At 62.4% G+C, this 25031-nt stretch carries 26 protein-coding genes; 7 read left to right on the forward strand and 19 right to left on the reverse strand.

Annotated features, from left to right (window positions below; all coding sequences use genetic code 11):
- Positions 1-11: 11 nt before the first annotated feature.
- From fabF to yceD, 8 genes are all read right to left on the reverse strand, one after another.
- Positions 12-1250 (reverse strand): beta-ketoacyl-ACP synthase II, encoded by a 1239-nt coding sequence (gene fabF, locus PVT67_RS09210; RefSeq protein ID WP_301499596.1) that lies wholly within the window; start codon positions 1248-1250, stop codon positions 12-14.
- Between the two features lie 75 nt (positions 1251-1325).
- A complete protein-coding gene (gene acpP, locus PVT67_RS09215; protein ID WP_050658220.1) occupies positions 1326-1562 on the reverse strand; it encodes an acyl carrier protein in 237 nt (78 codons plus the stop codon).
- A gap of 157 nt (positions 1563-1719) precedes the next feature.
- Positions 1720-2463, reverse strand: coding sequence for a 3-oxoacyl-ACP reductase FabG (gene fabG / locus PVT67_RS09220; protein WP_301499597.1), 744 nt, complete (start codon positions 2461-2463; stop codon positions 1720-1722).
- 7 nt (positions 2464-2470) lie between these two features.
- A complete protein-coding gene (fabD, locus tag PVT67_RS09225) occupies positions 2471-3397 on the reverse strand; it encodes an ACP S-malonyltransferase (RefSeq protein WP_301499598.1) in 927 nt (308 codons plus the stop codon).
- 12 nt (positions 3398-3409) lie between these two features.
- On the reverse strand, positions 3410-4363 hold the full coding sequence (locus PVT67_RS09230) for a beta-ketoacyl-ACP synthase III (RefSeq protein WP_301499599.1): 954 nt from the start codon (positions 4361-4363) through the stop codon (positions 3410-3412).
- Between the two features lie 9 nt (positions 4364-4372).
- On the reverse strand, positions 4373-5395 hold the full coding sequence (plsX, locus tag PVT67_RS09235) for a phosphate acyltransferase PlsX (RefSeq protein WP_336407830.1): 1023 nt from the start codon (positions 5393-5395) through the stop codon (positions 4373-4375).
- A gap of 15 nt (positions 5396-5410) precedes the next feature.
- Positions 5411-5578 carry a 50S ribosomal protein L32 gene (gene rpmF / locus PVT67_RS09240; RefSeq protein ID WP_301499601.1) on the reverse strand — a complete coding sequence of 56 codons (168 nt, stop codon included), beginning with the start codon at positions 5576-5578 and terminating at the stop codon, positions 5411-5413.
- Positions 5579-5601: 23 nt separating this feature from the next.
- Complete coding sequence (gene yceD / locus PVT67_RS09245) at positions 5602-6123, reverse strand: 23S rRNA accumulation protein YceD (RefSeq protein WP_301499602.1); 522 nt, start codon at positions 6121-6123, stop codon at positions 5602-5604.
- Positions 6124-6277: 154 nt separating this feature from the next.
- Between yceD and PVT67_RS09250 the strand changes: the two genes are divergently transcribed.
- The gene (locus tag PVT67_RS09250) at positions 6278-6859 is read left to right on the forward strand and encodes a Maf family protein (RefSeq protein WP_301499603.1); all 582 of its coding nucleotides are present in this window, start codon (positions 6278-6280) and stop codon (positions 6857-6859) included.
- Here PVT67_RS09250 and PVT67_RS09255 read toward each other — a convergent pair.
- Both PVT67_RS09255 and rluC read right to left on the reverse strand, forming a co-directional pair.
- Positions 6856-7503, reverse strand: a complete 648-nt coding sequence (locus PVT67_RS09255; RefSeq protein WP_301499604.1) for an HAD family hydrolase — start codon at positions 7501-7503, stop codon at positions 6856-6858. The genes PVT67_RS09250 and PVT67_RS09255 overlap by 4 nt on opposite strands.
- Complete coding sequence (rluC, locus tag PVT67_RS09260) at positions 7500-8459, reverse strand: 23S rRNA pseudouridine(955/2504/2580) synthase RluC (protein ID WP_301499605.1); 960 nt, start codon at positions 8457-8459, stop codon at positions 7500-7502. Before rluC ends, PVT67_RS09255 begins: the two co-directional genes overlap by 4 nt.
- Positions 8460-8878: 419 nt before the next feature.
- Between rluC and rne the strand changes: the two genes are divergently transcribed.
- Positions 8879-11854 (forward strand): ribonuclease E, encoded by a 2976-nt coding sequence (gene rne, locus PVT67_RS09265; RefSeq protein WP_301499606.1) that lies wholly within the window; start codon positions 8879-8881, stop codon positions 11852-11854.
- A gap of 58 nt (positions 11855-11912) precedes the next feature.
- On the opposite strand, the gene PVT67_RS09270 is transcribed toward rne, so the two are convergent.
- From PVT67_RS09270 to htpX, 4 genes are all read right to left on the reverse strand, one after another.
- Complete coding sequence (locus tag PVT67_RS09270) at positions 11913-12353, reverse strand: low molecular weight protein-tyrosine-phosphatase (RefSeq protein ID WP_301499607.1); 441 nt, start codon at positions 12351-12353, stop codon at positions 11913-11915.
- A 325-nt stretch (positions 12354-12678) separates the two neighbouring features.
- On the reverse strand, positions 12679-14364 hold the full coding sequence (gene radD / locus PVT67_RS09275) for a DNA repair helicase RadD (RefSeq protein ID WP_336407844.1): 1686 nt from the start codon (positions 14362-14364) through the stop codon (positions 12679-12681).
- A gap of 67 nt (positions 14365-14431) precedes the next feature.
- Positions 14432-15313 (reverse strand): DNA-binding protein, encoded by an 882-nt coding sequence (locus PVT67_RS09280; protein WP_301499609.1) that lies wholly within the window; start codon positions 15311-15313, stop codon positions 14432-14434.
- A 446-nt stretch (positions 15314-15759) separates the two neighbouring features.
- Positions 15760-16638 carry a protease HtpX gene (gene htpX / locus PVT67_RS09285; protein ID WP_301499610.1) on the reverse strand — a complete coding sequence of 293 codons (879 nt, stop codon included), beginning with the start codon at positions 16636-16638 and terminating at the stop codon, positions 15760-15762.
- Positions 16639-16769: 131 nt separating this feature from the next.
- Here htpX and pepE point away from each other — a divergent pair, with 131 nt between their 5' ends.
- The 4 genes from pepE (at position 16770) to PVT67_RS09305 (ending at position 19432) form a co-directional block, all read left to right on the forward strand.
- Complete coding sequence (gene pepE, locus PVT67_RS09290) at positions 16770-17471, forward strand: dipeptidase PepE (RefSeq protein ID WP_301499611.1); 702 nt, start codon at positions 16770-16772, stop codon at positions 17469-17471.
- Between the two features lie 71 nt (positions 17472-17542).
- Positions 17543-18157, forward strand: coding sequence for a BamJ family beta-barrel-assembly machinery protein (locus PVT67_RS09295; RefSeq protein WP_301499612.1), 615 nt, complete (start codon positions 17543-17545; stop codon positions 18155-18157).
- Between the two features lie 44 nt (positions 18158-18201).
- The gene (locus PVT67_RS09300; RefSeq protein WP_301499613.1) at positions 18202-18873 is read left to right on the forward strand and encodes an alpha/beta hydrolase; all 672 of its coding nucleotides are present in this window, start codon (positions 18202-18204) and stop codon (positions 18871-18873) included.
- Positions 18874-18949: 76 nt separating this feature from the next.
- Positions 18950-19432, forward strand: coding sequence for an NlpC/P60 family protein (locus PVT67_RS09305; protein ID WP_301499614.1), 483 nt, complete (start codon positions 18950-18952; stop codon positions 19430-19432).
- Here the strand turns inward: PVT67_RS09305 and yjjG are convergent.
- The 5 genes from yjjG to bioB are packed head-to-tail and all read right to left on the reverse strand — an operon-like array spanning position 19429 to position 23635.
- A complete protein-coding gene (gene yjjG / locus PVT67_RS09310; protein ID WP_301499615.1) occupies positions 19429-20097 on the reverse strand; it encodes a pyrimidine 5'-nucleotidase in 669 nt (222 codons plus the stop codon). The two genes, PVT67_RS09305 and yjjG, sit on opposite strands and share 4 nt — an antisense overlap.
- A 32-nt stretch (positions 20098-20129) precedes the next feature.
- Positions 20130-20771, reverse strand: coding sequence for a dethiobiotin synthase (bioD, locus tag PVT67_RS09315; RefSeq protein WP_301499616.1), 642 nt, complete (start codon positions 20769-20771; stop codon positions 20130-20132).
- On the reverse strand, positions 20750-21505 hold the full coding sequence (locus tag PVT67_RS09320; protein WP_301499617.1) for a methyltransferase domain-containing protein: 756 nt from the start codon (positions 21503-21505) through the stop codon (positions 20750-20752). Before PVT67_RS09320 ends, bioD begins: the two co-directional genes overlap by 22 nt.
- A complete protein-coding gene (locus tag PVT67_RS09325) occupies positions 21489-22601 on the reverse strand; it encodes an aminotransferase class I/II-fold pyridoxal phosphate-dependent enzyme (protein ID WP_301499618.1) in 1113 nt (370 codons plus the stop codon). Before PVT67_RS09325 ends, PVT67_RS09320 begins: the two co-directional genes overlap by 17 nt.
- Entirely contained in the window at positions 22601-23635 is a 1035-nt protein-coding gene (gene bioB / locus PVT67_RS09330; RefSeq protein ID WP_301499619.1) for a biotin synthase BioB, read from the reverse strand. The genes PVT67_RS09325 and bioB overlap by 1 nt, the downstream gene beginning before the upstream one ends.
- 104 nt (positions 23636-23739) lie before the next feature.
- On the opposite strand from bioB, the gene bioA reads away from it, so the two are divergent.
- Positions 23740-25005, forward strand: coding sequence for an adenosylmethionine--8-amino-7-oxononanoate transaminase (gene bioA / locus PVT67_RS09335; protein WP_301499680.1), 1266 nt, complete (start codon positions 23740-23742; stop codon positions 25003-25005).
- The last annotated feature ends 26 nt before the right edge of the window (positions 25006-25031 follow it).

Here is a 25031-nt window from a genome sequence, read left to right on the forward strand (position 1 = left end):
AGTTACATCCTTTAGATACGGCTGAACAGCAAGGAGCCGTTGGTACCGCCGAAACCGAAGGAGTTACAGAGCACGTGCTCCACCTTGGCCTGGCGCGCCTCGTGAGGCACGTAATCCAGGTCACACCCCTCAGACGGGTTGTCCAGGTTGATGGTGGGCGGTATGGCATTGTCCACCAGGCTCATCACAGAGATGATGGCTTCGACCGAGCCAGCGGCACCCAGCAGGTGACCGGTCATGGACTTGGTGGAGCTCACCATCAGCTTGTAGGCATGGTCCCCGAACACGGACTTCACCGCGTTGGTCTCGGCGATGTCGCCGGCCGGGGTGGAGGTGCCGTGGGCGTTGACGTAGCCCACCTGGCTGGGATCCAACCTGGCATCGCGGATGGCGTTGGCCATGGAAGCCGCGGCCCCAGCGCCGTTGTCCGGCGGTGAGGTCATGTGGTAGGCATCGCCGCTCATGCCAAAACCGGTCAGCTCGGCGTAGATGCGGGCGCCACGGGCCTTGGCGTGTTCGTACTCTTCCACCACCATGACACCGGCACCGTCACCCAGCACGAAACCGTCGCGGTCGCGGTCCCAAGGGCGGCTGGCGGCCCTGGGATCGTCATTACGGGTGGACAGGGCGCGGGCCGCGCCGAAGCCGCCCATGCCAAGGGCGGTACAGGCCATCTCGGCACCACCGGCCAGCATGACGTCGGCATCACCATAAGCGATCATCCGCGCCGCATGGCCGATGTTGTGAACGCCGGTAGTACAAGCAGTGGTGATGGCGATATTGGGGCCGCGCAGGCCGTACATGATGGACAGGTGTCCTGCCACCATGTTGATGATGGTGCTGGGCACGAAGAAGGGCGACATCTTGCGCGGACCATTGGCCAGCAGGGCCTCATGGTTCTTTTCGATAAGCCCAAGGCCACCGATACCGGAACCGACGGCCACGCCGAAGCGGCTCAGATCGGTCTTGTCCAACTCGATACCACTGTCTTGCAAGGCCTGGATACCGGCCACGACACCATACTGGATGAACAAGTCCATCTTCTTGGCGTCCTTGCTGGACATGTACTGAGTGACATCGAATTCTTTGACGTTACCGGCAAAGTGGGTGGTAAAGGCGCTGGTATCGAAGCAGCTGATGGTATCGATACCGCTTTGACCGGCCAGCAGGGCCTGCCAGGAAGCATTGACGCTGTTGCCCACGGGGGACAGCATGCCCATACCGGTTACAACGACACGACGCTTGGTCACGGCGTTTGCCTCCGAAAGGAAAAAATCGAGGGTCGATACAGGAAACAGGCGGCCCGAAGACCGCCTGTTGAAAGATTAGCCCTGGTGGGCAGTGACGTAGTCGATAGCCGCTTGAACGGTGGTGATCTTCTCGGCTTCTTCGTCCGGGATCTCGGTATCGAACTCTTCTTCCAGCGCCATCACCAGCTCAACGGTGTCCAGAGAGTCAGCGCCGAGGTCGTCAACGAAAGAAGCTTCGTTCTTGACTTCTTCTTCCTTAACGCCCAGTTGCTCGACGATGATTTTCTTAACGCGTTCTTCGATAGTGCTCATAGCTTGTTGTTTCCTTAGCAGTACGCTGTGAATAGCGAATTGGGGCTAGTGTATTCGATCCCCAAATCTTTGCAAGGGAAAGGAAAACCGCGAAGTTGCTGGTCAAACCACGGCATTAGGCCGGTGTTCGCCTCTTGTTCGCGCATTTTCCCATCACTTACGCCATCACCATGCCGCCATTGACGTGCAAGGTTTCACCCGTGATGTAGCCGGCTTCTTCCGAGGCCAGGAAGGCTACCGCACTGGCAATTTCAGCGGGACTTCCCAGGCGTGCCAGCGGCACTTGCCCGAAGATCCCGGATTTTTGCTCTTCGGTCAGTTCGCGGGTCATATCGGTGTCGATAAAGCCGGGAGCGACCGCGTTGACAGTAATGTTGCGCGAGGCGACTTCACGGGCCAGGGATTTGGTGAAGCCAAGCAGGCCTGCCTTGGCGGCAGCGTAGTTGACCTGTCCCTGGTTACCCATGGTGCCCACGACTGAGCCCACGGAAATGATGCGTCCTGCGCGTTTTTTCATCATCGGCCGCAGTACGGCCTTGGACAGACGATAGAGGGATTTGAGATTGGTGTCGATGACATCATCCCATTCTTCGTCTTTCATACGCATCAGCAGGTTGTCACGGGTGATACCGGCGTTGTTCACCAGAATATCCAGCTCCCCTGCCCGCTCCTTGATGGCGGCAAGAGCGGCGTCGATGCTGTCGGCATCGGTGACGTTCAGGCAAAGGCCACGGCCTTCGCCCAGGAAGGCGCTGATGGCATCGGCGCCCTTATCGGAGGTGGCGGTACCGAAAACGGTGGCGCCTTGGGCGGCCAGGCGCTCGGCGATGGCACGGCCGATACCACGGCTGGCACCGGTGACCAGGGCGATTTTGCCGGTCAGAGATAAAAAGTCAGACATGATTCCCTCACTTGACCAGGGCGCGCAGGTCGTCGCCGCTATGCAGGGCGCTGGCGTTCAGCGCCTTGTCTATCCGTTTCACCAGGCCGCAGAGCACCTTGCCCGGGCCGCATTCAAACATTTCGGTGACGCCTTCTTTGGCCATGGCCTCGACAGACTCTGTCCAGCGCACCGGGCTGAACAGCTGGCGTACCAGCGCATCCTTGATGGCGGCAGGGTCGCTGGCCTGGGCCACGTCGACGTTGTTCACCACCGGCACCTTGGGTGCCTTGATCTCGATTTGGTTCAGACGCTCGGCCAGCTTTTCGGCGGCCGGTTTCATCAGGGCACAGTGGCTGGGCACTGAGACGCTCAGCGGCAATGCGCGCTTGGCGCCTTTTTCCTTGAGCACCTCGCAGGCACGGTCGACAGCCGCCTTGGAGCCGGCGATCACCACCTGGCCGGGGCTGTTGAAGTTGACCGCTTCCACGACATCGCCTTGGGCGGCTTCGCTACAACCTTCAACGACGGCGGCATCGTCCAGGCCTATGATGGCGGCCATGGCACCGGTGCCGGCCGGCACGGCGGCCTGCATGAACTGGCCACGGGCCTCTACCAGGGCAACGGCATCCTTGAAATCCAAAGCGCCAGCGCAGACCAGGGCGGAATATTCACCGAGGCTGTGGCCTGCCATCAGCTCAGGCATAGCGCCGCCCAGGGCTTCATAGACGCGGTAAGTGGCGACAGAAGCGGTGAGCAGGGCCGGTTGGGTACGCTCTGTGGCATTCAGAACGGCCTCGGGGCCGTCCTGCACCAAAGACCAGAGGTCATAACCCAGCACGTCCGAGGCTTCCTTGAAGGTGTCCAGCACTTGCGGGAAGTCGGCGGCCAGCTCGGCCAGCATGCCAACGCTCTGAGAGCCTTGTCCCGGAAATATAAAGGCAGTTCTTTGCATTTTTTTGGCCTTTTAATAACGAATCAGGGCCGCACCCCAGGCGAAGCCGGCGCCGAAGGCTTCCAGCAGCAGGAGTTGGCCACGTTGAATACGGCCGTCCCGCACCGCCTCGTCCAAGGCGATGGGCACGGAAGCGGCAGAGGTATTGCCGTACTTATGGAGATTCAGCACCACCTTATCGAGGCCCATGCCCAATTTCTTGGCGGTGGCGCTGATGATGCGCTGGTTGGCCTGATGCGGTACCAGCCAGTCCAGTTGTTGCTTCTCGAGGCCGGCCTTGTCGAGGATCTCGCTGACCACATCGGCCAGTTTGGTGACGGCGACCTTGAACACCTCGTTGCCCTTCATGTGCAGCCAGGGGTCGATGCTGGGATCGACACGGGACGGCAGGGCCGCACAGAGCAGCTCGCCGTAGCTGCCATCGGCATGGATGCAGCTGCCGAGGATGCCGGGTTCTTCACTGGCACCCAGGACCACGGCGCCGGCGCCATCACCGAAGAGGATGATGGTGGACCTGTCTTCAGGGCCACAGACCCGGGTCAGGATATCGGCACCCACCACCAGCACGTGGCGGGCTGCGCCCGTCTTGATGAACTGTTCGGCAATGGACAGGCCATAGGTGAAGCCGGCGCAGGCGGCGGCCACGTCGAAGGCGCCGATGCCAGGCACGCCCAGTTCAGCCTGCAACCAACAGGCAGCGGAGGGGAAAGAATCGGACCCCGTGGTGGTAGCGAAGATGATGAGGTCGAGGTCGGTGGCCTTGATGCCGGCGGCCTCAAGAGCGGCCTTGGCGGCCGGTGTGGCCAGGGTGACGACAGTGTCGTCTTCAGCGGCGATACGACGCTCGCTGATCCCGGTGCGCTCCACTATCCACTGGTCTGTGGTCTCCACCATCTTTTCCAGATCGGCGTTGGTGCGCACCTTGGCAGGCAGGTAACTGCCTGTACCGAGAATTTTTGCGTGCATGAATAAGGCTCAGTGCTTGTCCAATAAAACGGTACCGATGGCATCTTCGATGCCATCCGGCAGCTTGCGCTCAGCGCTGTGCAGAGCCTGCCCAATAGCGTTGAAAAAAGCATCAACGCCGGCATTTCCGTGGCTCTTCACGACAATACCGCGCAATCCTACCAGACTGGCCCCATTGTACTGGTCGGGGTTCACCCGGGCGTAGATGGCCTTGATGAAAGGGCGGACCAGCCTGCCCAGCAGCCGTCCCCAGAAACTGTTGCCGAAGCTGGCCTTGAGTTCGGCCAGGAAATACTGGGCTATGCCCTCGCAGGTCTTGAGGGTCACGTTACCGACAAAGCCATCGCAGACGATGACATCGGCCTTGTTGGTGAAGATGTCATGCCCCTCCAGGTAACCGACGTAATGGAGATGGGGGTTGTCCTGCAGCAGGCTGGCGGCATGGCGCACCTGGTCGTTGCCCTTGACCTCTTCTTCGCCGATGTTGAGCAGCGCCACCCTGGGTTCGGCCAGGCCTTCGACGGTGTGGGCCATGGCCGAGCCCATGACGGCGAACTGGTAGAGGGTCTCGGAATCACAGGCCACGTTGGCACCGAGATCCAGCATATAGACCTTCTTACCGTTCATGGCCGGCATGGCGGAGATGATGGCCGGCCTGTCGATACCGGGCAGGGTCTTGAGGAAATGGCGGGACAGCGCCATCAAGGCACCGGTATTGCCGGCGCTGACACAGGCCTGGGAGCGCCCTTCGGCGACATCTTTGATGGCCTCGGCCATGCTCGAGTCGCGCTTGGAACGCAGCGCGCTGGAGGGCCGCTCGTCCATGGACACTGAGCATTGGGCCAGGTGGAGGCTGAATCTGGGATGCTTGTCCAAACCGTAGAGATGCAGCTCACGACTGATATCGCCGCAGGCAAAGGCACGGATGGATAAAGAGGGGTGAAGCGACAGTGCCCGCGCTATGGCGGGCACTGTGACGGCGGGGCCTAGGTCCCCGCCCATCGCATCTACCGAAATGGTAAACGCTTGCAAGTCAGCTACCGGTGATTAACCGATGACCTTCTTGCCACGGTAAAAACCGTCGGCAGTGACGTGGTGACGACGGTGAGTTTCACCGGAAGTCTTGTCCACGGACAGGCTGGCGGCGGTCAGAGCGTCGTGGGAACGACGCATGTCGCGGCGGGACCGGGACTTTTTGTTCTGTTGAACGGCCATTGACTAGTCTCCTTAAAACGTGATCACTTCTTCTTTAGCTGTTCGAGAACAGCAAAGGGATTCGGACGCTCATCAGCAGGTTCGATCTTGCCGAAACTCATATCGGATGAAGACACTGCACACTGGTCTTCAGCATGCATTGCGACCAAGGGCAGTGCCAGGATCAACTCATCTTCTATTAGCTTCCGCACGTCGATCTCCCCATTTTCGTCGAGGTCGACAGGCTCATAAGCTTCCGGGAGCTCTTCTATTTCGGTTTTGGCAAAGACTGGCGTATAGGCGAAGTCTACCTCTGCGAGGAAGGGCATCAGTCCATTACAGCGTTGGCACACCAGTTCGAGCTCCGCGGCGGCTTTACCACTGGTAAAGACCAACCCCTGGGCGTCTACACCGCAATGCAGCTGGACATCCACTTCACCCTGCCGGGTCTCTGTCAATTCCATCAAACGCGTCAATTCGGTCACGGGTACCACACCGTCATAATCGTCACGACGCTGGGCAGCTTTGACCGGATCGAGAGTTAAGGGCAGCTTAACTTTTCGCATAAGGCGCGCATCTTACTCGGGACCTAAGTCCCTGTCAAAAAAGCCAACAGGCCCGTTGGGCCTGCAGTGTTGAACAAAGCAGTGACACCGCCCTGTTATGCCCGCGCATTTTACGGGAAAATGCGGCGGCAAGTGAAGATAAAAAGGCGCCCAGATGCAACTGATTTTAGGGTCCAGCTCTCCTTTCCGTAAGAGCCTGCTGGAAAAACTGGCAATTCCCTTTTCCTGTGTCAGCCCCGACATCGACGAAAGTGCCCTGCCCGGCGAGTCCATCACCGCCCTGGTGGAAAGGCTGGCGGTGGAAAAGGCCAAGGCGGCGGCCAACATGGTTGAAGGGCCTGCCCTGGTGATAGGGTCGGATCAACTCTGTGTGGTGGAAGAAGAAGTCTGCGGCAAACCCCTGACCCGGGACAAGGCCATAGCTCAATTGCAGAGGTCCAGCGGCAAAGCGGTCACCTTTTATACGGGACTCGCCCTCTACAACAGCCAGAGCGGCCGCTGCCAATCCCTGGTGGAACCGTTCGAGGTGCGTTTCAGGCAACTATCCGACCGCCAGATAGCGGGTTACGTGGATAAGGAAGAGCCCTTCTGGTGTGCGGGCTCTTTCAAATGCGAAGGTTTGGGCATAGCCCTTTTCGAGAGCCTTAACGGCCGGGACCCCAACAGTCTGGTCGGCCTGCCCCTCATCGCCCTGGTGAGGATGCTGGAGGCCGAAGGCCTGGATGTGCTGGCTTAAGCCAGGACCTCGGCCAGGGACGGCCAGTCGCCGAGCACGGCTTCAGCACCGGCGGCCTTGAGTCGCGTTTCGTCGTGGACACCGAAGCCAACCCCCAGGGCCCGCACGCCGGCGGCCCTGGCCATTTTCATGTCCAGCTCCGAGTCGCCGATCATCAACGCCTGGTGCGCCGCGACGCCGGTCTCGCTCAAAATCTGCTCGAGCATGTCAGGGTGGGGCTTGGAGTGGGCCTCGTCGGCACTGCGGCTGGTAATAAAGAAGGGCTCAAGGCCGGTCTCGGCAAAGACCCGGGTCAGCCCTGCCCTCGCCTTGCCAGTGGCTACCGCCAGTTGCCGGCCCGACGTCTTGAGGGTCGCCAGCATGGCCTCGACACCGGGAAAAAGCGGCGTCGGCGTCGGATCCAGCTCCACGTACTGGTCGCGGTAGACGGCCAGCACCGCATCCCTGCCCGCCTCGTCGAGGCCGGGAAAGAGCGCGTCGAAGGCCGGCATCAGGCTCAGCCCTATGATGTCCCGCACCTGCTGTTCAGTGGGTACCGGCAGCGCCAGGGCCCTGGCCGTGGCCTGCATGCTGGAGACGATGCGCCCCACCGAGTCCATCAGGGTGCCGTCCCAATCGAAGATGACGAGGCGGACGTCTCTCACTGGCCTTTACCCAGGGCTGCCACCAAAGCGGCGAAACTGCCGTCCGGCTTGGCGGTCACCGACACAGGCTCGCCGGTATTGGGGTGGGTAAAGGAAAGATGCCAGGCGTGCAGCATCAGCCGCTCCAGGCCCTGGCCTTTCAAGCGGGCGTCGAAGTCCCTGTCGCCGTATTTGTCGTCCCCGGCGATGGGGTGGCCGGCATATTGGGTATGGACGCGGATCTGGTGGGTACGGCCCGTGACCGGAAAGGCATTGACCAGGGTGGCGACGCCGTTGAAGCGGCGCTCGACCTTGAAACGGGTCTCGCTGGCCTTGCCTTCGGCATCCACCCGTACCATGCGCTCGCCGGATTGCAGGGTGTTTTTCTGCAAAGGTGCCCGGATCACCCGCTTGGCGCTGGGCCAATCGCCCCGCACCAGGCAGAGGTAGTCCTTCTGCATGGTCTTTTCACGCAGCGCCTCGTGCAGGCCGCGCAGGGCCGAGCGTTTCTTGGCGATGAGGATACAGCCGGAGGTGTCGCGGTCCAGGCGGTGAACCAGCTCCAGGAAGTGGGCATCGGGGCGCAGCGCGCGCAGCCCCTCGATGAGGCCAAAGGACAGCCCGGAGCCGCCGTGCACGGCAAGGCCGGCCGGCTTGTTGACCACCATCAGGCTGTCGTCTTCGTAAAGCACGCAGTCGTTGAGGCGGGCCACCTGGCTGAGGTTGGCATTGGGCAGCGCCTTTTCTTCGGCCACCCGCAGCGGCGGAATACGGATCTGATCACCAGCCTCCAGCTTGTACTCGGGCTTGACCCTTTTCTTGTTGACCCGCACCTCGCCTTTGCGCAGGACACGATAAATAAGGCTCTTCGGCACCCCTTTGAGGAAGGTGCGCAGGAAGTTGTCGATGCGTTGCCCGGCAAGGTCCGGTTCAACGGCCACATACTGCACTGTGGCGGTGTTGTTGGCTGTGCTCATAGGGCGCGCATTCTAACACAGGGGATTTCGCCGAAGTATGCTTGCCGAAATTCCAAAATCAATGGGATAATGCAACAGTCTGTATTCGGCTAGGATTAGCTGACAGACGCCAAATTTTTCCGGGGCCCGGCCAATCACCGGGGCCCGATATTGAGAAAAGGCACAGCTTCGCGCCCGATGAGCGCGTCACTGGACTTGAAAACGACTGGATGCCTTTTTGGTGAAACGCTTTGTGGCAGGCAGAAGGCCTGTCCCTTCACCAGACATCGTTCAAACGCAAAAACAAGTGGAAACGCCGACAGCGCCCCATCATCTCACCCAGCCGGGAGGCTGCTGTACTACCTGCACGGGGCCAGGCCCAGAGGATGCGCACCATCAGGGTGCGAGTGCTGTGACCATTACAAGGTAATGAGTCACTTATGAAAAGAATGCTAATCAACGCAACTCAGGCCGAAGAGTTGCGGGTGGCTTTGGTGGATGGTCAAAAACTTTATGACCTGGACATCGAGCACCCCGGCCACGAACAGAAAAAAGCCAACATCTATAAAGGCAAGATCACCCGCGTAGAACCCAGCCTGGAAGCCGCCTTCGTCGACTATGGCGCCGAGCGTCACGGCTTCCTTCCCCTCAAGGAAATCGCCCGCAGTTACTTTGTCGAAGGCGCCAAGGTCTCAGGCCGTCCCAACATCAAGGACGTGCTCAAGGAAGGCCAGGAAGTCATAGTGCAGATCGACAAGGAAGAGCGTGGCAACAAGGGCGCGGCCCTGACCACCTTCCTGAGCCTGGCTGGTTCCTACCTGGTGCTGATGCCCAACAACCCCCGCGCCGGCGGTATTTCCCGCCGCATCGAGGGTGATGAGCGCACCGAGCTCAAAGAAGCCCTTTCCCATCTTGAGCCGCCGGAAGGCATGGGCCTTATCGTCCGTACCGCCGGCGTCGGCAAGTCTGCCGAAGAGCTGAAGTGGGACCTGGACGTGCTGCTGCACCACTGGAACAACATCCAGGAAGCGGCGGCCAGCCGCCCTGCCCCTTTCCTGATCCACCAGGAATCCAACGTCATAGTGCGGGCCATCCGCGACTACCTGCGCCGTGATGTTGGCGAGATCGTCATCGACCACGCCCGGGTCTTCGAAGAGGTCAAGAACCACATCCAGACCATGCGTCCCGACTTCCTGAGCCGGGTCAAGCACTACAAGGGTGAGATCCCCCTCTTCAACTACTACCAGATCGAGTCCCAGATCGAGTCGGCCTTCCAGCGCGAAGTGCGCCTGCCCTCCGGTGGTTCCATCGTCATCGACTCCACCGAGGCCCTGACCGCCATCGACATCAACTCCGCCCGCGCTACCAAGGGTGGTGACATCGAGGAGACGGCCCTCAACACCAACCTCGAAGCGGCCGACGAAATCGCCCGCCAGCTGCGCCTGCGCGACTTGGGCGGCCTGGTGGTCATCGACTTCATCGACATGACCCCGGCCCGTCACCAGCGGGAAGTGGAAAACCGCCTGGCGGACGCCGTGCGCGCCGACCGCGCCCGGGTACAGCTCGGCCGCATCAGCCGCTTCGGCCTGATGGAGATGTCCCGCCAGCGCCTGCGCCCCTCCCTGGGTGACTCCTCCAACCATGTCTGCCCCCGCTGTACCGGCACAGGTTACATCCGCTCCACCGAGTCCTTGGCCCTGTCCATACTGCGCCTCATCGAGGAAGAGTCCCTCAAGGACAACACCGCCCAGGTCGAGGCCCAGGTACCGGTTTCCGTTGCCGCCTACCTGCTCAACGAGAAGCGCGGCGCCATCCGCTTCATCGAGCAGCGCCATGACGTGCGCGTCTTCATAGTTCCCAACCAGTACCTGGAGACCCCACACTTCGAAGTGCTCCGTCACCGCGAAGACGAGGAGCTGGAAGAGCCCTCCTACGACATGACCAAGGGCCAGGACAAGCGTGCGCCTGTCTATGTTCCCCCTGTCGCCGCCAAGCACCAGAAGGCTGACGAGCCTGCCCTCAAAGGCCTGCAGGCCCCTGCCGCGCCGGCCCCCAGTGCTGCCCCTGCAGCCAAGGCGCCTGCCAAGAAGGCTCCTGTTGCAGAACAGCCTGGCCTGGTCAGCCGTCTGCTGAAGGCCCTGGGCAGCCTCTTCTCCTCCGCCGAGAAAGAAGAAGCCAAGCCGCAGCCGAAGGACAACAAGCGCCAGCAGAACCGCAAAGGCGTGGATGCCCGCCGCCAGCAGAAAGGCCGTGGCCGTGGCCGCGACGAGCAACGCCAAGGCCGTGACGACAAGCGCGCCCAGGACGGCGAACAGCGCCGCGAGCGCCAACAGGGCCGTGGCCGTGACGAACAGCGTCAAGGTCGCGAAGAGCAGCGCGGTCGTGACGAACAGCGCCAGGGCCGTGAAGAACAGCGTGGTCGTGACGATCGCACCAGGGACAACCGTGCCCGCGACGAAAAGGCCGCCGAGCAGCGCGAAAGCCGCCGCGAGGAAGAGCGCAACAAGCGCCGCCAGCGCGACGACGAGCAGCAGAGCGCCAAGCGCCAGCAGCGTAGCCGCGAAGACCAAACCGACAAGGTCGAGGAAACCGAAGACCAGGTCGAGGAGAAGGTGCCGCAGCAGCGCCGTGAGCGCCGCCAGCTGACCCAGTCCGTGCGTATGGACGGTGAGCTCAAGCCCCAGCCGCCCAAGGCCGAACAGCCCAAGGTCGAGCCGGTGGAAGAGCCTCAGGCTGAACTGGAAGCCGTGGAAACCGTCACCGAGGCCCTGGTCGAGGAACGCGAAGAGCGCAATGACGACCGTCAGCGTCGCCGTGGTCCCCGCCACCTGCGTGGCCATCGCCGCCCCCGTCCCGAGCGTCAAAATGGCGAGCAGGAAGAGGCCCTTGTTGCCGAGCCGGTTGAAGCCATGGCTCCTGTCGCCGAAGAGGCCGCTGTAGCTGTGACAGCCGAGGCCCCAGAAGCTGAGCCTGCCGTGGTTGAAACCACAGCCGCACCTGAAGCGGCCGAAGTGGTTGCCGAAGCGCCCCAAGCCGAGATAGAAGCCCAGGTCGAGGCCGTCGAAGAAGCCGCACCTGTCCTGGTCGAAAGCAAGGCCGAGGCTGAGGAGGCTGTTGTTGAGGCCGAAACAGCCGCAACTACTGCTGCTGAAGTGGTTGCAGAACCCGAGGTCGAAGCGCCTGTGGAGCCGATAGCCAAGGCCAAGCCTGCCAAGAAGGAAAAAGCCGCCCAGCCCAAGAAGGCCAAAACCCAGGGCCGTGCCCAGGCGCCCATGGCCCGTCCGGCCGAGGTCGCACTGCCGCCCGTGGTGCGTAATCCTCAGCCTTTCGAGCGCAAAGCCGTTGCCCACAGTGGCCGAGCCGGTGGCCTTGGCCAACCTGCCAGCCGGGTTTCCAGCCCCATGACCAAGGTCTGATCAAGACCCATTGAAAAAGGCGCCGAAAGGCGCCTTTTTTATTAGTCGAAGTGCAGGGTTAGACGTGGGTCTTGAGGCTTGCCAGCAAGCCGTCGGTGGCGGACTCCACCAGATCCAGCACTTGTTCGAAGCCTTGGGCCCCGCCGTAATAGGGATCTGGCACTTCGTCCACCCCCAGTTTGGGCGCATAGCTCAGCAGCAGCTTGATCTTGTGCTTGTGGCGTTCAGGGCAGCGGCTGGTGAGGTCGCTGAAGTTGCGCCTGTCCATGGCCAGGATCAGGTCGAAATGAACGAAGTCCTCGCTGGCCACCTGCCTGGCGAGGATACCGGAAAAGTCATAGCCCCTGGCTTCACCGGCCTGGCGGGCCCGCAGATCCGGGCTCTCGCCGGCGTGATAGCCGATGGTGCCTGCCGACTCGACCAGCACTTCGAGGCCGGCATCCTGCAGGCGCTTCCTGGCCACCGCCTCTGCCGTGGGTGATCTGCAGATGTTGCCCATGCACACAAAAAGGAGCTTCCATTTTTCCTTGCTTTTCATACGGTTAACCCCGATTTAGGCCCGTCGCGATACGTCGCAACGAATGAATTTGAATCCGTTCAAAATCAAATAGATGCAGACGGTTTTGGAGAGAATAACACGGTCAAAACCCTTGTAAATGGGCAAAATGCGACCACCGCATGCGTTATTTGACCATTTGTGGAGGCTTTAGGTACATCCCATTTGGGCCTTTATTTGAACTGTGCATATAACCAGTTATCGGTATGCCCTATGGAACCGATCCCTCTGCAGCCGCTCCGGTTGCAGCAGCCTTAGCGGCCAGCGGCTAACCCAGGTCCTGGTGATCGGCAAAGCGGCCCTGATAGTCGAAGATCCGCTGGCCTAGGCGCCAACCTCTCTGTTTAGAGAGCAGCAGAAAACGGGGTTGCCGCAGCCGCGCCAAGTGGGCGGCCAGGCCCTTGTCGTCGGGCAGGAACAGGGTGCCAGGCGCCGGGTTGGCCTCTGCCAGGAAGCGCCTCAGGGCCTTGGTCTTGAACTTGAGGTACTCGGTGAAGGGCTGGCCGTCCAGGTCCCGGTAACAAAGCCGCAGGCCGCTGTCGTCCAGGCCAGTCTCCATCTCGGCGACCCGGAACAAATGCTGATCGCGGCTTTTCATGGCCTCGCGCAACTGCTTGTCCACATCCACCATCACCGCCTGGCAGTGGGGGCAGTGGCGGGCCGCGATGTCGGCTTCGCCGCCGCATTGGTTGCAGAGCCGAAAGCGAAAACGGTAGTCGCACTGCTGCTCAGGCCCCGTCATGCCCTGGCAACGGCGGCCAAAGTGCTCGATGACGTCGCCATCCTCGTCCACCTTGCCCCAAAACTGGTTGGGGAAGTCGCAAACAGGGCAAGGCACTGTCACAGGCACTGTGCCGGCAGGCCTTGGCTCCCCCACCTCTGGACTGAAGAGATCGAAGCCAGAGCCGGCATAGTCCAGCACCAGGCAGTCCGTCTTGCCTTCGAAGAGGCGCAGGCCACGGCCCACCATCTGCTGGAAAAGGGACACCGACTGGGTGGGCCGCATCAGGGCTATGACGTCCACGTGGGGGGCGTCGAAACCTGTGGTCAACACCGAGACATTGACCAGGTACTTGAGTGTCTGCGCCTTGAAAGCGGCGATCAGGGCCTTGCGCTCTGGGCCAGGGGTATCTCCCAGCACCAGGGCCGCCTCACCTTCCGGCAGCCTGGCCAGGATGTCCCAGGCGTGTTTTCGGGTGGCGGCGAAGATCATGACCCCGCGCCGGCCTTCGCAGAGCGCCACCAGGTGGTCCACTATGGCGGGGGTCAGCTGGCCTTGGCCAGCCAAGGCGCGGTCAAGAGCGGCCTCGGTCCAGCTCTCTACGGCCTCGCTGAAGTCGTAGCGGATGGCCGGGGCCGGAATGAGCCGCACCGGCGTCAGGTAGCCCTGATCGATAAGGCGCCGCAGGGGCAGCTCGAAGATGCAGTAGTCGAAAAGCTTGGGCTCGGTACTGCGTACTTGGCCCTTGGCGTGGAAACGGTAAAGCCAGCCGCTGTCGAGGCGGTAAGGGGTAGCGGTCAGCCCCAGCACCAGGCTCTTGGCGAAATGGGCCAGCACCTGCCGGTATTGGCTCTCCTCTGTGGGGCCTATACGGTGGCACTCGTCGATGACCACAAGAGAGAAATCGTCCTCAAAGGCGTCCAGGTTGGGAGCCACGGACTGGATGGAGGCGAATACCACCTTGCCCCTGGCATCCTTGGCCTTGAGCCCGGCCGAGAAGATGCTGCCGTCGTCCCGAAGCTGGCGATACTTGTCGGCATTCTGGGCCACCAGCTCCGCCACATGGGTCAGCATCAACACCCGGCCCTTGGCCAGGCGGGCCAGCTCGGCGATCACCAGGCTCTTGCCGGCGCCGGTGGGCAGCACCAGCAATGCCGGTGCCCTGCTCTTCCTGAAGTAGCTCAGGGTGGCCTTGACGGCCTCCTGTTGATAGGGCCTGAGTTTCATGACCAGACCGCGGCAAAGGTACCCTCTGACGAGATCTGTGCACCGCCGCCGTTTGCTTTAAAAAAGGGGGGCTTCATGAATTACCAAGGGCGTTTTTCAAGGCTTCCAGTTCAACCTTGAGCTGCTGGCGTTTGCGGACCTGGTCGGCCAGGAAGTCCACCTCCACCACCAGTTTTTCCAGCAGCTGCTGTTGCTGTTCGAGACGCTCGCCCAACTGGCCGGCCGGTGTGGCCTGCTGGCCTTGCATCTGCCTGTCCTTCTGGCCCAGCTCGGATTGCAGGATTTGCAACTGCGCCTGGAGCTGGCTTTGCTCCTGCTGCCACTGTCGGCGGGCCTGCTCATGCTCTTCCCGCTCCTTGGCACTCAGCGCCTGCCAGCGCTCCTGGAAGTGCTGCTGCTGGTGAAAGAGATGACTGACCTGGGCGCGGTTATCCTCGGCCTCACGTTGCCACTGGCTGCTTTGCTGTTTGGCCAGGGCCAGCTGACGCTGGGTCTCGGCCAGCAGCTTCTGCTGGTGCTCCAATGCTTCCTGGCTTTGGGCCTGGGCATTTTGGCTGTCGCTGAGCCGTGCCTGCAACGCCGCCAGCTGCCCTTTGGCCTCGGCCTCGGCGGCCAGGGCCTGATCCCGCTCGGCTGCCAAGGCAGCCAAGCTGTCCTGGACCCCCTGGCCGGCGGCGGCGATGGCGTCCTGCTTCTCCTGCTCCAACTGCTGGAACAGGGCATCCAGTGACTGTTGCAGGTGTAAAGGTGTCGCCAGCCTGACACTGCGTTCTTCCTGGGAAGAGCCATGCCATTCCTGCAGGTAGCGGCTGATGGAGCTGTTGGAGCCGCCCCCCAGCCAGTTGCGCACATTGTTTACCGATGGCTGTGAACCCTGCTCTACCAGGGCCTGGGCCGCCTTCCAGACGTTGTCGCGGTTGGCCCTGAGCTGCTGGCCGAAAGGGTTATTGGGCATATCGTACCTTTACATCAAGCTGTAATAGTTACATTACACACAGTTTTACGCCAAGCGCCCATGCAGTCAATGCCATGAAGCGCCTTTCATAGAGACTTTTCTGATTGGGACAGGGGCGGCCGCAACGCGGCCAGCTGGGCAAGACACCATGGGTGATCGGGTATCAGCCAGAGTTCCCCATAGCGCTGGACCAGTGCCCTGAGCGTCGACGCGCAGGGCATGGTCGTCGACACTCAGGTATTCCAGGCTTTGCCAGGGTCCACGAAAGAGCATATCCAAGGGCTTCTCCCAAGGGGTTTACCCGTTCAGACTAGGCGCTGTCGGCAAAGGGTGCCGGCTTTCTCGTGGTCGCCGCCCAAGACATGGCGACCCATACTGGTGAGCCCAAGGCAAAAAAGAGGCCGCACTTAGGCGGCCTTAAAAGGTGGGTTGACGCTGGTGAAAAATCAGAGGGCGCGCAGGGCGGCGATACGTTTCTCGATGGGCGGGTGGCTCATCATCAGCTCGGCCAAAGAGCGTTTGCCCTGGATACCGAAGGCGGCCAGCTGGCCTTCCAGATGAGGTTCTTCGTGGGCCCGGCCCAGGCGCTCCAGGGCGCTGATCATCTTCTGGCGTCCGGCCAGGGCAGCACCGCCGGCATCGGCGCGAAACTCACGTTGACGGGAGAACCAGGCGACGATGAAGGAAGCCAGTATGCCGAACACCATTTCCAGCACCATCACGACTGCGAAGTAGGCAAGGCCGCCCAAGCCCTGGCCTTCTTCCTCGTCATTGCCGCGCATGGCATTGGAGATCACGCCGGCGACGACGCGGGCGAAGAAGATGACGAAGGTATTAAGTACGCCCTGGATCAGGGTCATGGTCACCATGTCGCCGTTGGCGACGTGGGAGATCTCGTGGCCCAGTACCGCTTCGACTTCGTCCCTGTCCATCTTGTAGAGCAGGCCTGTGGACACGGCCACCAGGGAGTCGTTCTTGCTGGGGCCTGTGGCGAAGGCGTTCATGTCGGGGGAATCGTAGATGGCCACTTCCGGCATCTTGATGCCGGCCTTCTGGGCCTGGCGGGCCACGGTGTCCACCAGCCATTGCTCCATCTGGTCCCGGGGACGCTCTATCACATAGGCACCGGTGCTGCGCTTGGCCATCCATTTGGACATCAGCAGGGAAATGAAGCTGCCGCCAAAACCGAAGACGGCGGCGATGACCAGATAGCCGGCTGTGGACTGGTTCTGGATCCCCAGCGCCGACATCACCAGGTTGAGGACGATGGACAGCACCAGGATCACGGCCAGGTTGGTGGCCAGGAACAGGACGACGCGTTTCACGATAGGACTCCTTAAGCCAAAGACGCGTGGGACTGATGACATAATATGTCCGAGCTTTGGCTTTTCAAGTCCACAGCCACAGAAAATTCGTTATCATCTGTGACTTTCTCCAGCCAACAAGGTTTCCTGCCATGCGTGCCCTGCTGCTTTCCGCCTCCCGTGCCGGTGATACCCCTTACCTGACCCATGCCCTGCCCTTTATCGACGCTCTGCTTAAGAGCAACGAAAGGGAACTGCTGTTCGTGCCCTTTGCCGGCGTCACCATCAGCTGGGACGACTATACCGCCAAGGTCGCTGAAGCCCTGGCGCCGCTCGGGATCAGTGTCACCGGCATCCACCAGGCCGCCGACCCGGTGCAAGCCGTGAAAGACGCCAAGGCCATCGCCATCGGCGGCGGCAACACCTTCAGGCTGCTCACCGAGCTCTACGGCCGCGAGCTGGTGGCCGCCATCCGCGACCAGGTGGCCGAAGGCATGCCCTACATCGGCTGGAGCGCCGGCTCCAATGTCGCGGGCAAGAGCATTCGCACCACCAACGACATGCCCATCATCTATCCGCCGAGCTTCGACGCCATCCAGTTGGTGCCATTCCAGCTAAACCCCCATTTCACCGACTATGTGCAGCCCGGCCACAACGGCGAAACCCGCACCGAGCGCCTCACCGAGTTCCTGACCCTCAATCCCCAGGAAAGGGTGCTCTGCCTGCCGGAAGGCACTGCCCTCAGGCGCAACGGCGACAAACTGACGTTGCTGGGCGGCAAGGTCTGCTACCTGATGCGCTTTGGCGAAACCGAGAGCATCGAAGCCGGCAGCGATCTCAGCCACTGGCTCTGACGGGTCGCGGTTAAAAGGGGGCTCTGTTAAGATCCCCCCTCTTTTTTTTGCAATGACGGAGTGACGCCACCATGGCCGATTACCAAACCACAGAACAAAAGGCCAGCTACGGCGTAGGCCGCCAGATGGGTGACCAACTGGCCCAGCAGGCTTTCGACGGCCTGGATATCCCTGCCGTTCAGCAAGGCCTGGCCGACGCCCTGCGCGGCGAGGAATTCGCTGTTTCTCCTGACGACATCAACGCCGCCTTCGACGTCATCCGCAGCCGCCTGGAAGAAGAAGACAAGGCCCGCAAGGCCGCCTTCACCCAGGCCAACGACGTCTTCCTGGCCGAGAACGCCAAGAAAGACGGCGTCGTGGTCACCGACTCCGGCCTGCAGTACGAAGTCCTGGCCGAAGGCGAAGGCGCTACCCCCAGCGCCGCCGACAAGGTCAAGGTCCACTACCACGGCACCCTGATCGACGGCACCGTCTTCGACAGCTCCGTCGCCCGCGGCGAGCCGATCAGCTTCCCGGTGACCGGCGTCATCAAAGGCTGGGTAGAAGCCCTGCAACTGATGAAAGTCGGCTCCAAGTGGCGCCTGACCATTCCCCACGATCTGGCCTACGGCGAGCAAGGCGCTGGCCGCGCCATACCACCCTTTGCCGTGCTGGTGTTCGAAGTCGAACTGCTGGGTATCGAGTAAGTCATAAAGGCAGCGCAAGCTGCCTTTCTTTTTGGGATCGCTTGATGCAATACCTGCCCTGCCTGGAACTGACCACAGGCGACAACATCGAGGCCAGCGTGATCTGGCTGCACGGCCTGGGTGCCGACGGTAACGACTTCGCCCCCGTGGTGCCGGAACTGGGCCTGCCCCAGGGCGCCGGGGTGCGTTTTATCTTCCCCCATGCTCCCGTGATGCCGGTCACCGTCAACGGCGGCTACCTGATGCCGGCCTGGTACGACATCCTCAGCCTGGATATCGACCGCAAGGTGGACGAAACCCAGCTGCGGGCCTCGGCCCAGGCGGTAAAAGATCTGATCGCGCGGGAGCTGGCCAGAGGCATCCCCAGCCAACGTATAGTGCTGGCCGGCTTTTCCCAAGGCGGCGCCGTGGCCTATGAAGCGGCCTTAAGCCTGGACAAGCCCCTGGCGGGCCTGCTGGCCCTGTCCACCTATTTTGCGACCCAGGGCAGCATTGAGCTGAACGACGCCAACAAAGCCTTGCCGGTCGCCATCCACCACGGCGTCCAGGACCCTGTGGTGCCGGAGCTACTGGGCCAAAGGGCGGCACAATGCCTCAAAGACTGGGGTTACCAGGTGGAATACCGCCGCTACCCCATGGAGCACAGCCTTTGCCTGCCCCAAATCAAGGACATAGGCCAGTGGCTGGCCCAAGTCTTGGCCCTGAAGGCGAGCTGAAAAAACGGCCCCGCTGCCTTTGGCGGGGCCATAGCCCGATGCTAGGCTGGTTCCACCCTCTTCCCAGGCCGAGCCCATGAACAAAGCCCTGCCCTTCCTCTGCCTGATGCTCTCGGCCTGCGCCTCGTCGCCACCGGCGCCAACGTCAACGTCAACGTCAACGTCAACGTCAACGTCAACGCCCGAGTATCAGAGCCCCGCCCTTGCCAAACTGCAAGCCCAGTACCAGGCATGGCGCGGCGTCAGTTACCGTTTTGGGGGCACGGACAAAGGCGGCATTGATTGTTCCGCCTTCACCCAGGAGACCTTCAAGGACCAGTTTGGCCTGGCGCTGGCGCGCACCACCCAGGCCCAGGTCCGTGAAGGCAGGCCCGTCAGCCAGGCAAAGCTGGCCCCCGGAGATCTGCTGTTCTTCCGGATAGGCCGCTATCGTCATGTGGGGATCTACTTGGAGGCGGGGCGCTTCCTGCACGTGTCCACCCGCTTGGGGGTGACCATCTCGTCCCTGGCCGACCCCTACTGGCAGGCTCATTACTGGACCGCCAGGCGGGTGCTTTAAGCCAGCAGCGCTTTCAACTCCAGCAAAGAGCCGACTTCATAGGTGGGGCTGATGCCGTCCGGCCTGGGATTGCCATGGCGGTTGAACCAACAGGTATCCAGGCCCACACCGGCGCCGCCGGCCACGTCGGCGTGGGGATTGTCCCCCACCATCAGCGCCTTCTCTGGCTTCTGGTCCATCTTGTCGAAGGTGAAATGGAAAATGGCGGGATCCGGCTTGGCCACCCCGGCTTCTTCCGAGGTCACCACCAGTTCGAAGAATTCGCTCCAGCCGGCCCTCGCCAGGCGCCCGGGTTGCAAGGCCTTGAAACCGTTGCTGATGATACCAAGCCTGGCCCGGCCCTTGAGGCTCAGCAGCAGCTCATGGGCACCGTCCATGGGCGGGCTGTTCTCCACCATGGCTTCCTGGAACTGGGCGTTCAGTGCCACTGGCTTGACCCCGAACCGCTCCCCGAAATGGGCGAAGCGCTGTTTCTGGAGGGCCAGCATGTCGATTTCGCCCTGGTGGTACTGCTCCCAGAGGGCCAGGTTCTTGCGCTGGAAGTCGCTGTAGCACTGCTCTGTCATCTCATGGCCGTAACGGGCCAAGAGGCTCTTCAAGCCCCCTTGGGAATCAAAGCGGAACAGGGTCTCATCGGCGTCAAACAGCACCCATTGATATTGCATCAGCTACTCCGGGCTCAACAAAGCGGCCAATGCTAACAGCCTTTCCAGTCCACTTCGATAGCGGCTGGCTCCGGGCTTTGGCCGGCCAATGCCAATAGCGGCGCCCCCATATGGCGCTTGAGGTAGGCCAGGTTGTCTTCCAGGCGATCCATCTCCCCCAGGCCGCGGTTGGCCACCCAGCCCAGCAGCTCCAGGCCGTCACTGCGGATGGCCTCCGCCGTCAGCAAGGCGTGGTTGACGCAGCCAAGGCGCATGCCCACCACCAGCACCACGGGGCCGCCCCAGGCTTTGGCCAGATCGGCGAAGGTTTCATTGTCGTTGAGCGGGACCCGCCAGCCACCGGCGCCTTCCATCAGCAGCCAGTCGGCTTCTTGTCGTTGCCAGGGCTCGAGGCGCTTGAGCACCTCGTCCACCCCCAGGGCAACGCCGGCCTCAGCGGCGGCCAAGTGCGGCGCTATGGGCGGGGCAAAATGGAAGGGATTGTGGCTGTCGAGGGGCAGTTGCAGGCTGGAATGGCGCCAGAGCCGCTCGGCATCAATCCGGCCGCCGGAGGCGATGGGCTTGAGGCCGGCGGCCTTCAGGCCCAAGCGGCCCAGGTGCGACAGCAAGGCACAACCCATATGGGTCTTGCCCACATCGGTGTCGGTGCCCGTTACGAAGAGGCGTTTTGCCATTGGATGAGTCCTATACGGTAGGTCAGGGGCAGACCCCTCTCGGTGCGCTGGGCCTCGAGGCCGGCCAGGAACTGGCGGTAACTGGCCTTGCCGGTTAGGCCCCTGGCCCGGCCCGGCACCTGGTGGGCACCTATGCCCTTGAGGCTCTGGCGCAGTGCCTTGAGGTCGGCAAAGTGGCAGACAAAGTCCTTGAGCACCAGGCTGGCGCCAGGGGGCAAGAGGGCACGGACGGCGGAAGGTTCAGGCAGGGGCAAGAGGTGCCCCTGGCCGCCGCCCCAGGCCTCGGCCAGTTCAAAGAGGCTGCCGGCCATGGGCAGGGCGATCAGCAGCCTGCCGCCCGGCGCCAGTACCCGCTGGGCCTCAAGGAGGGCCTTATCCAGGGAAAGGCACCATTGCAAGGCCAGGCTGGAGACCAGCAGATCCACGGAATGGGATGGCAGCGGCAAGGCTTCGGCATCCCCTTGGATGAAATCGGCCTGAGGCAGCTTCTGGCGGGCTGTGGCCAGCATGGGAGCGCTGATGTCGATGCCGATACGCTTGAAGGCCGGCAACCGCGCCAGGCAGTAACCGGTACCGCAGCCGAGATCCAGGGCTATGGCGGCAGCTTGGGTTACCTGCTCAAGGAGCCAATCTGCCACCCGCCGCTGCAGGGCGGCATGGGTGTCGTACTGTTCGGCCGCCAGGCCAAAGGCACGGGCCACATCGGGCCGGGGGACACTAGGCAAGGCAGTCACGGCCGGCCTCCAACAGCGCCAGCAGCCCCTGCAGCTGTGGCCATTCCAAGCCGGCGTTGAGGCTGATGCGAAGGCGGGCCTGAGCCACGGTCGGCGGCCTGATGGCCGGGCAGAAATAGCCGGCGGCCAGCAGGTGGGCGCTAAGGGTCAGGGCACTATCGCTGTCTTTGCACAGTACCGGCTGGATGGCGGTCTGGGAGGCGAGCACAGGTATGCCGCTGGCCTCACATTGGGCCTGGAAGCGGCCTACCAGCTCTACCAGCTTCTGGCGCCGCCAGGGCTGTTGCTGCACCTTGTCCAGGTTGGCCTCGACCAGGCTGACGGTGCTGAGCGGCAGGGCCGTGGAGTAGATGTACTCGCGGCAGAGGTTGTCGATGGCCTCCCCCAGTATCCTGGGGCCGGCGACGAAAGCTCCGCCCGCGCCCAAGGCCTTGCCGAAGGTGGCCATGAGGATATCGGGGCTGGCACCCTGCTCTTCCATCAGGCCGCGGCCATTGTCCCCGAGCACCCCCAAGCCATGGGCGTCATCGACATAGAGGGTCTGCCCCAGGGCCTTGAGGGCCGGCAGGTCCGCCTTGTCGCCGTCCATGGAAAAGACGCCATCGGTGACGATGAGGCTGGGTGCCTTCAGCCAGCCCTCAAGCTGGCCGACGTCCAGGTGACGGTAGCGTCGAAAACGCGCGGGGCCGCCCCGGCCTGTGCCGCCGTTGTGGCGGCTGCCGTCCAGCAGAGAGGCATGGTTCAAGCGGTCGTGAAAGACGGGCACCTCGCCGAAGAGCGACAGCGTCCCCACGTTGGCGGCAAAGCCGGAGCTGAACAGCCTGACGCTCTCGAAACCCAGCCAATCGGCCAGGCGGTCGCAAAGCCGCTGGTGCTCGCTGCTATGCCCCGACACCAGGGGCGAGGCTGCGCTGCCGCCCCCCAGGGCGCCGCCTTCGGCGGCCAGGGCCAGGTAGTCATTGCTGGCCAGATCCAGGGCCTTCTGGCCCTGAACCTCCACCAAGCCGCCACCGAGGCGCTTGACTGGCCGGCTCTGGCGCCAGAGCCCGGCCCGGCGCACCTCATCCAGGCGCGGCGCCAGCCAATGGTCGAGCATCAGCGCACTTCGTAGTAGTTGGTCGGCGCATTTTCCATGGCCACCTGGGCGGCCAGTACCGCTTCGGTGGTCTCGTCGTCGGCGCCGTGGCGCTGTTCGGCATTGATGCCGAGGCGCTTGAAGAGCTGCAGGTCGCGGTTGGCCTCGGGGTTGCCGGTGGTCAGCAGCTTGTCACCGTAGAAAATGGAGTTGGCGCCGGCGAAGAAGCACAGGGCCTGCATCTCGTCGCTCATCTTTTCGCGGCCGGCGGAGAGGCGCACATGGCTTTTGGGCATCAGGATGCGGGCCACGGCGATGGTACGCACGAATTCGATGGGGTCCAGATCCTCGACATTTTCCAGCGGCGTGCCTTTGACCTTGACCAGCATGTTGATGGGCACGGACTCGGGCTGCACGTCCAGGTTGGCCAGCTGTTGCAGCAGGCCGGCGCGGTCACGGGCATTCTCACCCAGGCCCACTATGCCGCCGGAGCAGATCTTCATGCCGGCGTCGCGCACATGGGACAGGGTGTCGAGGCGGTCCTGGTAGGTGCGGGTGGTGATGATCTGGCCGTAGAATTCGGGGCTGGTATCGAGGTTGTGGTTGTAATAATCGAGGCCGGCTCCGGCCAACTGGCTGGCCTGATCGGCACTCAACATGCCGAGGGTCATGCAGGTCTCGAGGCCCAGGGCCTTGACCTCTTTGACCATGGTCATGACATAGGGCATGTCCCGCTCTTTGGGGTTCTTCCAGGCGGCGCCCATACAGAAGCGGGTCGCCCCTATGGCCTTGGCCTTGCGGGCTTCTTCCAGCACCTTCTCCACTTCCAGCAGGCGCTCACGCTCCACGTCGGTGTGGTAGTGGCCGGATTGGGGGCAATACTTGCAATCTTCCGGGCAGGCCCCTGTCTTGATGGACAGCAGGGTGCTCACCTGGACTTCGTTGGGGGCGAAGTTTTCCCGGTGCGTGCTCTGGGCTTTGAAGAGCAAATCATTGAATGGCAATTGGAAAAGGGCTTCGATTTCGGGGATGGTCCAATCGTTACGCAGGCTCACGGGCAGTCCTTCTTGGTTCTCTTTGCTTGGCTAGTGTAGGGATAGCCCTTAAGCTGTCAACGCCTACCAGTTAAAGTGCATTTACCATTGGTTATTTTGTGAGCATATCCAATTCCGACCTCGACTTCGACCGCCAGCAGATCTGGCACCCCTACACGGCCCTGCGCGAGCCCCTGCCCACCTACCCCGTGGCCAGGGCCGAAGGCGTGCGCCTCTTCTTGGAAGACGGCCGGGCCCTTATCGACGGCATGTCCTCCTGGTGGGCCGCCATCCACGGCTACAACCACCCTGCCCTCAACGCCGCCGCCACCGAGCAGCTGGGCAAGATGAGCCACGTGATGTTCGGCGGTATCACCCACGAGCCGGCCATCCGCCTCTGTGAAAAGCTGGTGGCCATGACCCCGGCCCCCCTGGAGAAGGTGTTCCTGGCCGATTCAGGCTCCATCAGCGTCGAAGTGGCGCTGAAGATGGCCGTCCAGTACTGGCAGGGCCGCGGCAAGCCGGACAAATGCCGCTACCTAACCCCGCGCCGCGGCTACCACGGCGACACCTTCGGGGCCATGTCGGTGACGGATCCGGACTCGGGCATGCACTGGATGTTCAAGGGCCTCTTGCCTGGCCACCTCTTCATGCCCATGCCTGAAGCCAAGTTTGGTGAAAGCGCCGAGGCCGACCTGGCGGTCGCCGAGCAGTATTTCGAGGCCCACCACCAGGAGCTGGCGGCGGTGATCCTCGAGCCTGTGGTGCAGGGGGCCGGCGGCATGCGCATCTACAGCGCCGACTACGTCAAAGGCCTGCGGGCGCTCTGCGACCGTTACCAGGTGCTGCTGATCCTCGACGAAATCGCCACCGGCTTTGGCCGTACCGGCAAGTTGTTCGCCATGGAATGGGCCGGCATCAGCCCGGATATCCTCTGTCTCGGTAAGGCGCTCACCGGCGGTTACCTGACATTGGCGGCGACCCTGACCACCCAGGACGTGGCGGACGGCATCAGTGATTCACCGGCCGGCTGCTTCATGCATGGTCCCACCTTCATGGGCAATCCCCTGGCCTGCGCCATAGCCTGCCAGAGCCTGGCGCTGTTGGAGGAAGGCCAGTGGCGGCAGCAGGTGGCGGCCATAGAGCAACAGCTCAAAGCCGAATTGCTGCCCCTCAAAGGCAAGGCCGGGGTACTGGACGTGCGGGTGCTGGGAGCCATAGGGGTGGTGGAAGTGGACAAGCCGGTGGACATGGCGGCGCTACAACGCCATTTCGTGGAGGCAGGGGTCTGGATCCGCCCCTTCGGGCGCCTCATCTACCTGATGCCGCCCTATGTGATCCAACCTGACGAGCTCAGCCAGCTGACGGCGGCCATTGCTGCCGCCTTATGAAAAAGCCGCCCTCGGGCGGCTTTGCT

Origin of the sequence: Gallaecimonas kandeliae, from assembly GCF_030450055.1 — a bacterium.
Lineage (GTDB): Bacteria > Pseudomonadota > Gammaproteobacteria > Enterobacterales > Gallaecimonadaceae > Gallaecimonas > Gallaecimonas kandeliae.